Source organism: Shumkonia mesophila (assembly GCF_026163695.1).
Taxonomy (GTDB): Bacteria; Pseudomonadota; Alphaproteobacteria; order Rhodospirillales; family Shumkoniaceae; genus Shumkonia; species Shumkonia mesophila.
Genome location: NZ_JAOTID010000002.1, coordinates 454,010 through 468,392, shown reverse-complemented (window position 1 = coordinate 468,392; position 14,383 = coordinate 454,010). Strand labels below are relative to the sequence as shown.

Sequence of the window (14,383 nt, the reverse complement as noted above, 5' to 3'; positions counted from 1 at the left end):
GGAAACGGACCGGCCCGTTTTTTTTGGGGCCGGTCCGTATCTGCCAGTTTGGAGGAAACGTAATCCCGCGCCCAGCTTCACCAGAGCTGACTGTTGAAGCCCATGATGGGCATCGCGTACTGCGTCCACAGGATCAGCACGATCCAGATCAGGACCAGCTGGATCATACCGAACTTGAAGGATTCGCCGCTCGAATAGTGATCGAGCAGGTAGCTGATGTTGGCGGGCTTCGAGTTGAAATAGAGGACGTAGACCTGGTTGATCATGAACGCCATCGGCAGGCAGAAGCCGACCACGTCCCAGCCGAACTTCTTGGCCACCGTGATCATGATGGGGAACATGATGATGGTGCGCGCCGTCTTGCTTTCGCTGATCAGGGTGGTCACCCCGAACAGTCCGGCCAGGATGGCAAACACCATCAGCTTCATGCCGGGCGCGTTGCCGTCGATCTGCCAGGAGTCGAGCATGCCGTGGATCCACATATCGACGATCTTCGACTTCTCGACGACCCCGCCCAGAACATAGGCGCCCCAGCTGAACATCAGCATGTGCCACGGAATGTCGGCATCGTTCCATTTGATGACGCCGATGCGCGGCGAATTCATGATCGAGGGCAGGAAGACGAAGCACGCCCCGCCCAGCGCGATGACCTCGGCCTTGATGCCGTGCAGACCGCCGGTCGCCCACAGGAGAAGGACGGTGACGAAGACGACGGAGGCCTTGATCTCGTCGATCGTGATGCGCCCGAGTTTCCGGTATTCCTCCTGGAGAAGGTGGAATCCGCCCTCGAACTGCGGCTTGGCATCTTCCTTGGAGATCGGGAAGATGTACTTGGTGCCGGTCCACCAGGAGATGGCGCACTGAATAATCGCCAGCGGCAGCAACGCCATCAGCCATTGGCCATAGGTAACGCCGGCCCCGGCCTTTTCCATCAGGGCCACCGCAACGAGGTTGGCCGCCGAGCCGGTCATGAAGGCGCTGGCCGAGACGTTGTTGGCCAGCAGGTTCTGGAGCACCATGTTGCGCCCGACGTTGTTCCGCTTCTCGCCGCCGGTCGCCCCGAAGATGGCCGAGATGACCATGAACAGCGGCAACAGCAGCGCCGTCTTGGCCGACGTCGCGCTGATGAAGGCGCCGAAGAAGAGGTTCAGCAGGATGAAGCTCCAGAACAGCATCATCACGTTGCCGTTCATCTTCAGCACCAGGTAGAGCGAAACCCGCTTCGCCAGCCCCGTCGCCACCAGGGCGCTGGCCAGGATGAAGCTGGCGATGTTCAGGATCATCACCGGCTCGCCCAGCATGGCGAAGGCTTCCCGCATCTTCATCGTGCCGGTCACGATGGCGACGACGATGACGATCAGGGAGGTCAGGAAGTTCGGAATGGTCTCGGTCAGCCACAGGACGAGAGAGGCGATGAAGATGCCGAGCGCGCTGTAGCAGAGTTGCGGAACCTTCTGCGCCTCGAAAACGTCGATCTCGCCACTCCATTTGAAGTGAAAGAAGAAGAAGGCGATGATGGCGATCGGAACCCCGTAGAGCTTGAGGGATTCCATGATCCTGCCGGGCTTGATCTCCTTGAATCTCTCCAGCGAGTAGTTCCGGAGATCCAGCGGATCGAAGGTCTCCGCGGCAGCGCTCGCGACGATCTTGCTTGGTGACATAATTAGGACTCCTCCCATTGAGCGCGGGCTTGGTCGCGCAAGCGGAGCCGGCCCCTAAAGGCCGACGATCCGCTTGGCCGCCCGCAGGTAGTTGGTATTGGGCATTCCCCCGATACCGAGGGCCGCGATGGCTTTGCTCATGCCCTCGTGGTCTTCGCTTTCACAGCACGCGGATTCGACGAGCGCGCCGTTGAACCAGACTTCGGCGTATTCGCAGATGATGCCGTTGACGCTGAAGCCGTAGCGCATCTTCTCGACCGTCACCGGGACGAGGTCCGGGTGAGCCCTGGCCAGGTCGAGGAACTGGTCGAACGTGTAGGATTCCCGATCGAGATCCATCGACACCTTCAGGTGACGGATGATCTCGCGAAGCTCGTCCGCCTTGACGGGAAACTGGAATTTTCCGCGTGGCTGGAAGATCTCGTAGCCTTGCGGGGTGGTGCCGACCTTGGTCTTGATGTCCAGCAGCCCGTCCCGGACCTTGACGTTGGCCTCGTCCGTGTGGCGTGACAGGAAATAGGTTTCAGCCGGCATCTTGCGCGCCTTGAACAGGACGGCCGAGGCCTCCCACATGTTCTTGCGCACGATATCGATCACGCCGTGACCGAATACCCGGAATTCGGCGCGCGGAGCGATCTTGGCGGCTTCGGCCGCCGACGTTGGGGCATTCTTGGCAAGTACATCAGCCATGACGGTTTCCTCGGCGACTCTTCACTTCCAGGTGGAGTAGGGATGGGCGATGAGGTTCGAGTTGAAATAGCGGGGGTCGCCCGTCACTTCCCTGCCGGCCCATGACGGCTTTTCGAAAACCTGCTCCTCGCTGCCGAGTTCCACCTCGGCGACGATGAGGCCGGCGTTCTCGCCGAAGAACTCGTCGACTTCCCAGGTCAGGCCGCCGAAGGCGATGGCGTAGCGCTTCTTCTCGATGATCGGCTTCTCGGCCAAGTCGTCGAGCATCGCGTTGCACTCGCCGAGCGGAATTTCGTACTCGTACTCGACGCGGGTGGCGCCGACGGTGATTCCCTTGATGGTCAGAAAGCCTTTCTGACCCACGGTCCGCACCCGCACGGTCCGTTCCTTGACGCTGTTCAAATAACCCTGGCGATAGAGCTTTCCCTCGGCCAGCGCGCGCCAGCCCTCTCCCTCAACCAGAAACTTGCGTTCGATTTCCTTGGCCATTCCCGTCCTTCCCGCCGGGCGGAAGCCGTCATGCGGCCCGCCCCTCGACCCCACAGATCGTGGGCATTTGTGTTGAACCGCCGTCACGATAGGAGCGCGCATCCCCCATAACAAATTATCTTTTTTTATCTTCTCCATAAGCTAATACTTATGGCTTCGATGGGAGGAGAATGCCGCCATGAACATGACGCTGCTCACCACCTTTCTGGCCGTCGTCGAAACCGGAAGCTTCACCCAGGCGGCGCGCGACACCTTCGTCACCCAGCCCGCCGTCAGCCAGCACATCCGCGCGCTGGAGGAAAAGCTCGGCGTCAAGCTGTTCGTCCGCCACGGACAGCGCATCCACCTGACGGCCGAAGGCGAGGAGTTGTGGCGGCACACCAAGGCGATCCTGAAGACGGTGGAGGAGGCGGAGTTCGCGCTGAAGGAACTGAGCGCGCTCAAGCGCGGGCGCCTCAGGATCGGCGCCACGACGTACATGGCCTACCTGCTGCCGCCGGTGGTCATGGAGTTCAAGAGGCGCCATCCCCTGGTGCAGATCTCGGTTTGCTTTCAAAACAGCGCGGAAGTCCTTCGCCTGGTCGAAAGCGGCGCGGTCGAGCTTGGCTTCGCCGGCGGCATCACCAATCGGCCGGCCAGCCTCGGGGCGGTGCCGATCCACGTCGAGCGTCTGGCTCTCATCGCGCCCCCCGATCACCCGCTGGTCGGCTGCGGCGAGGTGCGGCCCGAAGACCTGCGCGATCACATTCTGGCGGTCCGCGAGGAGGGCACCTACACGCGGCGCTGCGTCGCCGAGTGGTTCGGAAGCGTCCCCTTGCCGGACAGCCTGATCGAGGTCGGCCGGATCGAGGCCGCCATCCAGCTTGCCATGAACGGCTGCCTGACGTTCGTGCCCGAGGGCACGATCAAGGTGGCGCCGCAGTCGCGACGGCTGGTCCGGCTGCCCGCGCTCGGCTTGACCTCGGACATGGAATACAGCCTGTACCTATACGGGGGAACGATTCCCAGCCTTGCCGCCCGCGTTTTTCTGGAACTGCTGTCCGAGTTCAAGGACTTTTCAAAGGCGAAGAGCCTGAAACAAGGCCCCAGTCATCCATTTTCCGCCCCATAGCTTTTGTTTTGGCCCGGAGTGCCAAAAGAACGATGAATCGATTTACGCCGTTTGCGCCTCTCGTGTGAATCGACGGGGAAAGTCATATGATGTCTTATAAGAAGATGACTGCCCGAAAACGAATATCGCGTCGTCGCCGACGCGTTGCCGGCCGTCGGCCTCAAAATGAAAATCTGACGGCCCCCCGGTCGATGAAACTACCGGCTGCCCACGAACCGATAGCCGACGCCGGGCTCGGTAACGATGTAGAGGGGATTGTCCGGACTGTCGCCCAGCTTTTGGCGCAGATGGCCGACATAGACGCGCAGGTAGTGGTTCTCTTCGGCCTGCGCCGGTCCCCATACCTCGCGCAACAGGTACTGGTGGGTGAGGACCCGCCCCGCGTTGACGGCCAGCAGGCGCAGGATCTCGAATTCCTTTTTGGAGAGTTTCACCGGCTGGCCTTCCAGCATGACCGACCGGGTCGGCAGATCGATGACGAGCGGGCCGGCGTCGATGCGCGAGGGAACGGTCTCTTCGGCCGCCTGGGCCCTGAGGCCGACCCGGATGCGGGCGATGAGTTCGGCGATGCTGAACGGCTTGGTCACATAGTCGTAGGCGCCGTTGTTCAGCGCGCGCACCTTCTCGCCTTCGTCCGTGCGCACCGAAAGCACGAGGATCGGGACCCTCGACCATTCCCGGATGCGGGCGATCACCTGCTGCCCATCGAGGTCGGGAAGTCCCAGGTCGAGGATGACCAGATCCGGCTGTTCGGTCGCGCACTGGGTGATGCCGTCCTCGCCACGCGCCGCTTCGACCACGACATAGCCGTGGGCGTTCAGGCTGATGCGCAGGAACTTGCGGATTTGCGGTTCGTCGTCGACGACCAGGATCTTCGCGGTGGGATCAACCATGAATCAGGCCTCCACATCCTGGGCATCGAGGATCGGTGGCACCTCACGAAGGGGCAGGGTGAAGGTCATTTCCGTTCCTATTCCATCGGGGCCGGCGCGGGCCGCGATCTCCCCTCCGTGGGCCTCCACCAGCCCCTTGCAAATGGCCAAGCCCAAGCCGGTGCCGCGAGCATCGCTGTCGCGCACGGCGACGCGATAGAACATGTCGAAGACGGCCCCGCGGTCGCCGGGCGGAATGCCGGGGCCGCTATCGGTGACGCTGATTGCGATGTCTTCGCCGCGGCGGGCGGCGCTGACGGTAACGACGCTGTTCAGCGGCGCGTGCTTGGCGGCGTTGTCGAGAAGGTTCATGACCACCTGGCCGATCAGGACGGGATCGACATACATGAGCGGCAGGTCGGCGGCGAATCGAAGTTCGACCTTGAGATCTTCGAGCGAGCGGCGCATGTCGCGGACGGCGCCCCCGATGACATCGCGCAGGTCGATCCAGTCGCGTTTCGGCTCCAGCGCGCCATAGCCCAGGCGGGTCATGTCGAGGAGATTCTGCACGAAGCGGTTCAACCGCTCGCTCTCCTCGAGGATGGTTTGGGCCAGTTCGCTGCGGTCCTGGGGCGGAATGGCATCCCCCAGGTTGGCCAAGCTGGTGGCCGATCCCAGGATGGAGACCAGCGGCGTGCGCAGGTCGTGGGAGACGGAGGACAGCAGGGCGGATCGCAGCTGTTCGGTTTCACTTAAGATGCGAGCCTCCTCGATGTCCACCGTCAGCTTGGTGCGCTCGACGGCGACGGCGGCCTGATCGACGACGGCATCGAGCAGCCGCCGATGCTCCGGCGACAGTTGCGTGCGCTGGTCTTCGAAGGAGACGCCCAAAAGCCCGATGAGGCCCGAGGCGGTGCGCATCGGAATGAACAGCCAGGCGCCGGCCTCGCTGTCGGGCTCGGCCCATCCCGCGGCGCGCCCCTGTGTCCAGGCGCGCTGGGCGGCGGTCCGGTCCTCGGCATCGAGATGATCCTCGGGCGGAAAGCCGGAGACGATATCGAGCGTGTCGTCGGCGTCGGGCATCAGGACCAGAGCACGGCAGCGCAACGCCCCGGCAACGTGGGTGACCACCGCCCACAGCGTATCGTCGAGGGACACCGAGCCGGCGACCCGCCGGCTGAAGTCGTAGAGGTTTTCGATGCGTTTGGCCGAGTGGCGGATCTCCTCGACCTGAAGGCGGACCCGGGCGGCCAGGTTGCCGGTCAGCGTCGCCATCACCAGGAAGAAGAAAATGGTGATGATGTCTTCCTCATGGGTGACCGAGAGCGAGTAGTTGGGTTCGGTGAAAAAGAAGTTGTAGACCATGAAGCTGAGCAGGCTGGCGTAGATCGACGGCCACAGCCCGACACGGATCGCCACCAGCACGACGCCGGCCAGGAAGATCAGCAACACGTTGTGCAGTGGCATGAAGACGGACAGAACCTGGGCCACCGCCAGGGCTCCGGCCACCGCCGCCGTCGCCAGCAGCCCGGCGCGAAAAATCCCGCGCGGCCTTTCCCGCAAGGGCAGCCTCCATCGCGGCGCCTCGTCGCCCTCCTCGGGAATGACGACGGTGACCTCGATGTTCTTGGCCTTGCGCAGCAGCTTGCTGTCGACGGTATGCCCGAAAAACCGGGACAGATGGCGCGATCGCGAGCGGCCGACCAGAATGCGGGTCGCCTTGCGGCGCTCGGCGAATTCGAGGATCTCGTCGGCGACATCGCCCTGCGCGGTCAGGGTGACGATCTCGGCCCCCCAGCGTTCGCCCAGGCGCATGGCATGGGCCAGGCGGTCGCGGGCCGCCTCGTCCAGTTGCTGGTAGCGGGGCGTCTGCGCATAGACGATGGTCCACCGCACATGCTGGGTGTCGGCCAGCCGGCGGGCCGTCCTCAGCACCCGCCGCCAGACCGGCGAGTCGTTGATGCAGACCAGCAGGTGGTCATGCGTCGTCGACGGCGCATCGTCGTCGCCGGAGACCAGGGCATCCATGCGGTCGGCGGCGACCCGCCTTGCCATGTCGCTGAGCGCGGTAAGGTTGCGGCGGCTGAAGAAGCGCCGCATCGAGCGGCTGAGGACGTCGTCGACGTGAATCAGGCCATCGCGGAGGCGTCGGATCAGCACTTCGGGAGGCTGATCGATGACCTCGAACTCATCGGCCATGGCGACGACGTCGTCGGGGACGGTGTCGCGAAGGCGGACGCCCGACAGACGCGCCATGCTCTCGTTGATGCTTTCGAGGTTTTGGACGTCGAGCGTGGCGTCGACGTCGATTCCCGCTTCCAGAAGCGGCGCGACCAGGGCATGGCGGCGGACCGTCTTGCCGTCGAAGATAACGCGGGTCGCGAGATCGTCGACCAGGACCGCCTGCGGACGGCGCGCCAGAACGTCGGCCAGATCGACGCCAGGCACGGCGCGTTCGCCCCCCGCTTGGTCGTGCGAAAGAGTCTCGAACTGGGCGACCATCCGCTCGGTTTCGGGGCGCCCGTGCGTTTCGACGAAAAGAATCGCCACGTCGATGCCCTCGCGACGCTTGCGGATCGCCGATTGCAGCATCGCATGGGTCTTGCCGACGCCGGGGGCAGACCCCAGGAAAACCTTCATGCGGCCGCGCCGCGGCGGCGGCAGGCCGGCCCCGCCGGATTCGGCAGGGTGCGGGGCGCGGTCGGCGGGATAAATTCTGTCGGTCATGCGTTTTCGCCTGCACAGGGCGTCGGGCGGAGTCTAGCCGGTCGGCCGATTACGCGCCTGTAAAAAAAACGTAATGATTTTTCACAGAATTGATCCCGAAAGCGGCCAATCGGCACGGCTTTTTTATGCCCCGTCGTGATGTTCTAGCCGGCCTTGAGCCGTGTGGGATCTCCGCGCTGCGGAGGTGCGGCTGCACCTGAGAGGGAAACGTGTCATTCGCCTAGACACACCGGTGATTGCCGCCGCGATCGTTTCGGTCGTCGGCGTTTTTGTTCTGGGGGTCTTGGACCGACCGCAAGGGGACGGAACGGGGACGTTGTACCCGAAGGTGGTTGGCCGCCTCGACGCGCCGGCCCCGGCGGTCGCCGTCATCGACGGCGACACCCTGGAAATCAACGGCGGAATCGTCCGCCTGGCCTACATCGACGCCCCGGAACTGGGCCAATCCTGCGAGGCGGGCGGACACCTGACGGCGTGCGGGAGCGATGCGGCGTTCGTGCTCCGCAAACTGATCGGCATCGCCGACGCCAAGCCCGATTGCGCTCCCGTCGCCGGGACGGACGCTTTCGTATGCCGGGTCGGTTCCGCCGATCCCGCCGAGGTCCTGCTGGCCAGCGGCCTGGCGACGGCGATGGCCGATGCGCCCGCCTATTACCGGGCGGTCGAGCGCCGCGCGCGCGACGTCCCGCTGGGCATCTGGAAGGGCCCCTTCGTGGCGCCGGAGGAATGGCGGACCGGCAAGCGGCTGCCGGGCGAAATCGATGCCGTCCGGGCGGCAAGCGCTCCCACGGATTGGCCTCGGCGGGTCGCCGGCCTGGCCTTCCTGCCCGAGCCGATCTCCCATCGCGATCCCTGCGTGATCAAGGGCGTCGTGTCGTCCGCTGCCGATCGCTGGTATTTCGGCCCGCTCGATCCCGGCTACGCGACGATCGACGTCAAGGCCGGGAAGGGACGGACGTTCTGCAGCATCGACGAGGCTCGCAGCGCAGGCTGGCATCACGGTCATCTCGCCCTCGGGGGACGGGCTCCGTTCCACAACTGAACCCCGCTGTCGCCGGCGGAGGGAGCGCTCCGGTCGCCATACGAGGACGTTGGATGAGCCTGCAGGACTCCTCTTTCAGAATACGGAGCGTCAACCGGCTCGTGGACGGCCCCGCCTCGACGGCCGGCGCGCCGGCCGTCCGTCAGCGGCCGGAACTGGCCGCACCCTGTCCCCAGCCTTTCGAGTGCGCGGTTCTGTTCATTTTCGGCGCCCTGGCGGTGATCCTGGGTTTGCTGATGGTGGTCCCGGCGGTTGTCGAGATCGCGGCCGACGGAAAAGATCTCCACGCCTTCCTGTGGTCGGCGGCGCTCTGCATCTTCGTCGGCATGGCCCTGGTGCTGACCAACCGCCAGGAAAGCATCGTCCTCAATATCCGCCAGACCTTCCTGCTGACCGCTCTCGCGTGGTTTGGCCTGTCCTTCCTGGCGGCCATTCCGTTCATGTTCGGCCACCTCGAGTTGTCCCTGGCCGACGCCTATTTCGAAACCGTGTCGGGCTTGACGACGACCGGATCGACGGTGCTGGCCGGCCTCGATACCATGCCCCCCGGCATTCTGCTGTGGCGGGGTTTGCTGCAATGGATCGGCGGCCTCGGTATCATCGTGATGGGCGTGGCGGTGCTGCCGTTCCTTCGCGTCGGCGGCATGCAGTTGTTTCGCACCGAGTCCTCCGACCGCTCGGAAAAACTGTTCGGCCGCGTCGACCAGATCGCCGCGGCGATGCTCTATGTCTATGGCGGCCTGTCAGTGCTTTGTGCGACGCTCTACTGGGTCGGCGGCATGACGGTTTTCGAGGCTGCCATCCACGCCATGACGACGCTGTCGACCGGCGGCTACTCGACGTCGGACCAATCGCTGGCCCATTTCCCAAGCCCGGTCGTGCACTGGACGGCCGTCGTCTTCATGCTGGCGGGCGGCCTGCCCGTCGTGCCTCTCGCCCATGCCCTGGCCGGCGGTTTCAGGGCCCTGATCGGCAACAGCCAAGTCAGGGCGATCCTGGGCTTCCTGGCCGTGGTCATCGCGACGATGGCCCTGTGGCTGTGGGTGCGCAACGACATCCCCCTTGCCGACGCGCTGCGTTTCGCCGCCTTCAACGTCGTTTCCGTCGTCACCACCACCGGCTATGCCAACGCCGATTACGGACAGTGGGGGCCATTGGCCGTAGGATTATTCTTCGTGCTGATCTTCGTAGGCGGCTGTACCGGCTCGACCGGTGGCGGCATCAAGATCTTCCGCTTCCAGGTCATCGGTCGGATCATCGGCGGACACTTCCGGACCCTGGTCACGCCGCACGCAGTGTCGGTGACCCTGTACGAAGGGCGCCTGCTCGACGACGGCGTCATCCGTTCGGTGATGATCTTCACCGCCACCTTCATCGCCACGGTCACGGCCCTGGGGTTGATCCTGGTCGCCCTGGGGCTCGATTTCATGACCGGCTTCAGCGGGGCGGCGACGGCGGTGGCCAATGTCGGCCCCGGCCTTGGTGAGATCATCGGCCCCGCCGGGAACTTCGCGAGCCTTCCGGATTCCGCCAAGTGGGCCCTGGCCGTGGGGATGCTGCTGGGGCGGCTCGAGTTCTTCACCGTTCTGGTGGTCCTCACCCCGCGTTTCTGGCGCGGCTGACCGGGGAACGCGCGCTTTGGAGGCCCCTCGCGGCCGCCACGCCGCTGACGCTCAGCGATCGAACTGATCCGCCTGACCGAAAAGAAACGGGGCGGCGCCCTGTGCGCCGCCCCGCCATCAACGTCCGTTGGGCAGCCTAGGGGGTCTTGCCGTGTTCCATGTTGGTCGGCACGGACGGCAGGAAGGAGAGGGCCGATTCCTTACATTGACAACGGCGAAAAACCATAATATGAAACATTCATATTATGAATAAACAAAGCCTTCCCCAGTGATACCAGGCTGGGAGCCGTTTGAACGGCAAAAGGCGAGGAGCTTCAGATGGCAGTCGCGCGTTTGGCGAATCCGGTAAGGCGATCCCCCCTCCACGAGCAGGTCGCACGGACCCTCAGCCTTCGGATCATTCGCCGGGAGATCGAGCCGGGAACGGTTCTTCCCAACGAAGATGCGCTTTGCCAGCAGTTCGATGTCAGCCGCACCGTCATCCGCGAAGCCATCCGCGTCATCGCCACCAAGGGCCTTGTACAGGTGCGGCCGCGGATCGGTACCCGCGTTTGCAGTCCTGCGCAATGGGAGTTGTCCGATTCGGTTCTTCTGAAATGGCGCATGGAATCCGAGCCGGACATCAAGCTTGTTCAAGACCTGGTGGAACTGCGCAACATGATCGAGCCGATGGCTGCCGGGCTGGCAGCCGAGCGGGCGTCAGAAGCCGAGGTTGCCGTCATGACCGAGGCCTATTCGGACATGGAAGCGGCAACCACCATCGACGAACACGTCGTCGCAGACATCCGGTTCCATCTTTCCGTCATCGAGGCCTCGGGCAACGATCTGGTCGTCAGTACCCTTCGGCCGGTGATCGAGAACATGCTGGGATCCAGCTTCCGGCGGTTCATCCGATCATTGGAGAAGACGAAGAAATCGTTGCCCGTCCACAAGGCCGTGTTACGGGCCATTGCGGAAGGGAATTCCCACGGCGCCGTCCTGGCTATGCACAAGGTCATCGGCCGGGGTGCCGAGGATATCGAAAAGGAATGGCCCGCTTTTCGAGAGATGTTTTCCGCCACCCGGCAATGACTCGATTGATCCCGCAGACTCCTGTCCTGCGCCGCCTGAGCGGAAATTCCGGGTGTGCGATCGCCGGGTGAAATCCTGAGCGTGGATCGTGGGATTACAGCAAGCGTTTAGACCTCTATTAAAGACAAGAAGGAGGAATGGAGATGAAAAAGGTATTATTGGCCTGCTTGGCCAAACGGACCTTGATGATCGTGGCGGCAGGCGGCTTTGCCATGTCCGCACATGCCGCGGACGTCAACAAGGGAAAGTTCTCGACCGACGTCCAGCCGGGGCATCCCAAAGTTGTTTCCTTCGAGAAGTTCGGCAAGCTGGTCAAGGAACGCACGAAGGGCGGCGTCGACATCGCCGTCTTCCCCAGCAGCCAGCTGGGCGGTGAAATGGAAACGGCCGACGGCATGCGGCTCGGCTCCATCGAAATGGGTTCGATCACGACGTCCGTGCTGGCGTCCTGGGTTCCCGAAGTGCAGATCCTCGACCTTCCGTTCCTGTTGCGCGACGATGCCCACGCAGCCAAGGCCACGGCATGGCTGGCCGACCAATTGGCTCCGAAGTTCGAGGCCCAGGGCTTCCGTCTGCTGGCCTTCACCATCAACGGCGCCCGTCAACCGATGAGCACCTTCCCGATCCGCAAGGTCGAAGACGTGGCCGGAAAGAAGATGCGGGTCATCCAAAGCCCGCTGCACATCGCCTTGTGGAAGGCAATGGGTACAAATCCGGTGCCGATTCCAGCGCCCGAGATCTACACCTCGCTGCAGACCAGGGTGGTCGACTTCTTCGACAACACGCCGACCAACTATCTGACCTTCAAGTTCTTCGAGGTCGCGCCCTACTACACGAACCTCAGCCATGTCTATGCCGTCGCGGCCTGGGTGGCTGGCGAACGGTGGTTCAAGAAGTTGCCGGCGGCTGACCAAAAAATCGTCGCCGAAACCGCCCGCGAGATCGTGCCGGAGATCCACAAGCTGCTGGCCGAGCAGGACGCGGCTTCGCTGGCCAAAACGAAGGAGATGGGGGCAACGCTGATCTCCATCGATGACAAGGGCCCCTGGCAGGCCAAGATGGCCCCGATCTGGGATGAGTACGGCAAGAAGATTCCCGGCGGCGTCGAAATGATCAAAGCCATCGGCGCCATGTAAGGTCCTGTCCGCCCAGCCGATGAAAGAGCCCTCCCGCCTTTCGCGATCGCCGCGAAAGGCGGGAGCCCCTTGCGAAAGAGAGGCACCATGAAACCCGACGCCAACACCGCCGGTATCGTGATCGCCGCAAACAAGTTCGTTGTCCTCACCGAACGGCTGTGCCGGTTCCTCTCTTTCGGACTTCTGGTGGTGATCACGGCTGCTGTCCTGGCCGGCGTCACCTCTCGCTATGTCTTCAATGCGGCATTCAGCTGGACCGAGGAGCTTGCCGTCTGGGCGCTCTTCTGGCTGATCTGCATGGCGATCATCAACGGTCATAGCGGCGGGCGCCATATCGCCATCAACCTCATTGCTCCCGTACTGCCGCCCATCGGGCGAACCATCCAGGATACTTTCATCGTCGCCTTTGTCAGCCTGACGACTCTCCTGCTGGCGTCGGCCGGATGGGATGTCTCACGGCTGATCGGGGGCGTGAGTGTCACCCTCGAACTGCCGAACGCCGTCCGGGTGGCACCGCTGCCGATTGTCTGCGCCGTCAGTTTCCTCTTCATCCTGGGCAAGGATGTCGCCAATCGACGCGACTTCCTGATCCGGGTCTGCGGCGTTGTTGCCGGGTTGGCGATATGGTTGCTGCTGGGCCGTGGCGAGGAGATGCCGCAATTGGGCATTCAGCCAAGCCTTCTGATGGCGATCATTTTCGTGGGAGGCGTCTTGCTTGGCGTGCCGATCGCCTTCGCCATGCTCCTTTCCGCCTTTACCGCGACATCCAGCGCCGATTTGCTGCCACCGCCCGCCGTCGTACAGACCATGGTGGCGGGGGGCGGCAAGTTCATCCTTCTGGCCATTCCCTTTTTTCTTACCGCCGGCTATCTGATGAATATCGGGGGACTGTCCAGCCGGATGATGGATTTCGCGGCGACGCTGGTCAGCCACTACCGAGGCGGCCTGGCCAAGGTCAACATTGTCAACAGCCTGCTCATGGGGGGAATTTCCGGATCGTCCGGTGCCGACGCCGCCAGCACGACCAAGATCATGGTTCCCGAAATGATCAAGCGTGGCTACTCTCCCGCGTTTTCGTGCGCGGTAACGGCCGGCTCGGCCATTCTTCCCAATATCGTGCCGCCGGCCATTACCATGCTGGTATTCGCCTCGGTGGCCGACGCCTCCATCGCCCGCCTGTTCGTCGGCGGGGTGGGGCCGGGCATCCTGATCGCCGTACTGATGATCATTGCGACCCACATTGTCTCCTGGCGACGCAACTACGAACCGGCGGCTCCGAAATCGACGTGGAAACAACGGCTGGCCGCTTTCGTCCGGGCGTTTCCGGCGCTGCTGCTGATCATCTGGATCATTGGCGGCATCCGCTTCGGTATCGTCACGGCAACCGAGGCCGGCGTGCTCGGCATGTTGTGGGCAATCGTCGTGGGCGCCGGGTTTTATCGCGCCTTTGGTTGGCGAGACCTGTACGCCACGCTGGTGGAAAGCGCCATCGATACCGGCCTGATCGGGCTGCTGATCGCCGTCGCGTCGCCTTTCGCCTGGGTGATGATCGCCGACCAGGTGCCGCAGCAGATCGTCGCATGGGCCAGCACTCTCGACATCGGACCATCGGTATTTCTGCTGGTCGTCGTCGCCTGCATCATGGTGCTGGGCACGTTCCTGGACGTGTCGGTGACCATTCTGATCGCCGTTCCGCTGTTTCTTCCCCTGGCCAAGGCTTTCGCGGTCGATCCCACCCTGTTTGGCATCGTCGTCATTCTGGGCGCCGTCATGGGCAACATCACCCCGCCGGTCGGAATCCTGATCTACATTTCAGCCTCCATCGCCCGGATTCAACCGGGAAAGGTCTTCATCGAGGCGTTGCCATTCCTATTGGCGAGCATGATCGGCGTGGTCTTGGTCATCTATAACCAATGGATCAGCACGGGGCTGTGGTCCCTCATGAACTGACGGTGCGCCGCC

Annotated in this window: 11 protein-coding genes; 6 read left to right on the top strand and 5 right to left on the bottom strand. The window is 63.4% G+C overall.

Translation table 11 applies throughout. The annotated features are described in order from the left end of the window. Positions 1–77 precede the first annotated feature (77 nt). Genes ODR01_RS05480 through ODR01_RS05470 form a run of 3 tightly spaced genes read right to left on the bottom strand, consistent with a single transcriptional unit; the run spans position 78 to position 2,840 of the window. Positions 78–1,661 (bottom strand): SLC13 family permease, encoded by a 1,584-nt coding sequence (locus ODR01_RS05480; protein ID WP_316976600.1) that lies wholly within the window; start codon positions 1,659–1,661, stop codon positions 78–80. A 54-nt stretch (positions 1,662–1,715) separates the two neighbouring features. Next, complete coding sequence (locus ODR01_RS05475) at positions 1,716–2,351, bottom strand: hypothetical protein (RefSeq protein WP_316976599.1); 636 nt, start codon at positions 2,349–2,351, stop codon at positions 1,716–1,718. Positions 2,352–2,372: 21 nt separating this feature from the next. Beyond that, entirely contained in the window at positions 2,373–2,840 is a 468-nt protein-coding gene (locus ODR01_RS05470; RefSeq protein WP_316976598.1) for a CYTH domain-containing protein, read from the bottom strand. 178 nt (positions 2,841–3,018) lie between these two features. Here ODR01_RS05470 and ODR01_RS05465 point away from each other — a divergent pair, with 178 nt between their 5' ends. After that, complete coding sequence (locus ODR01_RS05465; RefSeq protein ID WP_316976597.1) at positions 3,019–3,951, top strand: LysR family transcriptional regulator; 933 nt, start codon at positions 3,019–3,021, stop codon at positions 3,949–3,951. Positions 3,952–4,148: 197 nt separating this feature from the next. On the opposite strand, the gene ODR01_RS05460 is transcribed toward ODR01_RS05465, so the two are convergent. Both ODR01_RS05460 and ODR01_RS05455 read right to left on the bottom strand, forming a co-directional pair. Then, entirely contained in the window at positions 4,149–4,844 is a 696-nt protein-coding gene (locus tag ODR01_RS05460) for a response regulator transcription factor (RefSeq protein ID WP_316976596.1), read from the bottom strand. Positions 4,845–4,847: 3 nt separating this feature from the next. Further along, positions 4,848–7,550, bottom strand: coding sequence for a sensor histidine kinase KdpD (locus ODR01_RS05455; protein WP_316976595.1), 2,703 nt, complete (start codon positions 7,548–7,550; stop codon positions 4,848–4,850). Positions 7,551–7,866: 316 nt separating this feature from the next. Here ODR01_RS05455 and ODR01_RS05450 point away from each other — a divergent pair, with 316 nt between their 5' ends. From ODR01_RS05450 to ODR01_RS05430, 5 genes are all read left to right on the top strand, one after another. Then, entirely contained in the window at positions 7,867–8,592 is a 726-nt protein-coding gene (locus ODR01_RS05450) for a thermonuclease family protein (protein WP_316976594.1), read from the top strand. 53 nt (positions 8,593–8,645) lie between these two features. Continuing rightward, a complete protein-coding gene (locus ODR01_RS05445) occupies positions 8,646–10,214 on the top strand; it encodes a TrkH family potassium uptake protein (RefSeq protein WP_316976593.1) in 1,569 nt (522 codons plus the stop codon). A 318-nt stretch (positions 10,215–10,532) separates the two neighbouring features. Further along, on the top strand, positions 10,533–11,285 hold the full coding sequence (locus ODR01_RS05440) for a FadR/GntR family transcriptional regulator (protein ID WP_316976592.1): 753 nt from the start codon (positions 10,533–10,535) through the stop codon (positions 11,283–11,285). Between the two features lie 143 nt (positions 11,286–11,428). Next, the gene (locus tag ODR01_RS05435) at positions 11,429–12,421 is read left to right on the top strand and encodes a TRAP transporter substrate-binding protein (RefSeq protein ID WP_316976591.1); all 993 of its coding nucleotides are present in this window, start codon (positions 11,429–11,431) and stop codon (positions 12,419–12,421) included. An 87-nt stretch (positions 12,422–12,508) separates the two neighbouring features. Then, positions 12,509–14,371 (top strand): TRAP transporter large permease, encoded by a 1,863-nt coding sequence (locus ODR01_RS05430; protein ID WP_316976590.1) that lies wholly within the window; start codon positions 12,509–12,511, stop codon positions 14,369–14,371. Positions 14,372–14,383 lie beyond the last annotated feature (12 nt).

Coding starts and splice junctions, on each gene's coding strand:
- ODR01_RS05475 (WP_316976599.1), bottom strand. CDS start 2,351: ATGGCTGATGTACTTGCCAAGAATGCCCCAACGTCGGCGGCCGAAGCC.
- ODR01_RS05470 (WP_316976598.1), bottom strand. CDS start 2,840: ATGGCCAAGGAAATCGAACGCAAGTTTCTGGTTGAGGGAGAGGGCTGG.
- ODR01_RS05480 (WP_316976600.1), bottom strand. CDS start 1,661: ATGTCACCAAGCAAGATCGTCGCGAGCGCTGCCGCGGAGACCTTCGAT.
- ODR01_RS05445 (WP_316976593.1), top strand. CDS start 8,646: ATGAGCCTGCAGGACTCCTCTTTCAGAATACGGAGCGTCAACCGGCTC.
- ODR01_RS05460 (WP_316976596.1), bottom strand. CDS start 4,844: ATGGTTGATCCCACCGCGAAGATCCTGGTCGTCGACGACGAACCGCAA.
- ODR01_RS05455 (WP_316976595.1), bottom strand. CDS start 7,550: ATGACCGACAGAATTTATCCCGCCGACCGCGCCCCGCACCCTGCCGAA.
- ODR01_RS05465 (WP_316976597.1), top strand. CDS start 3,019: ATGAACATGACGCTGCTCACCACCTTTCTGGCCGTCGTCGAAACCGGA.
- ODR01_RS05440 (WP_316976592.1), top strand. CDS start 10,533: ATGGCAGTCGCGCGTTTGGCGAATCCGGTAAGGCGATCCCCCCTCCAC.
- ODR01_RS05435 (WP_316976591.1), top strand. CDS start 11,429: ATGAAAAAGGTATTATTGGCCTGCTTGGCCAAACGGACCTTGATGATC.
- ODR01_RS05430 (WP_316976590.1), top strand. CDS start 12,509: ATGAAACCCGACGCCAACACCGCCGGTATCGTGATCGCCGCAAACAAG.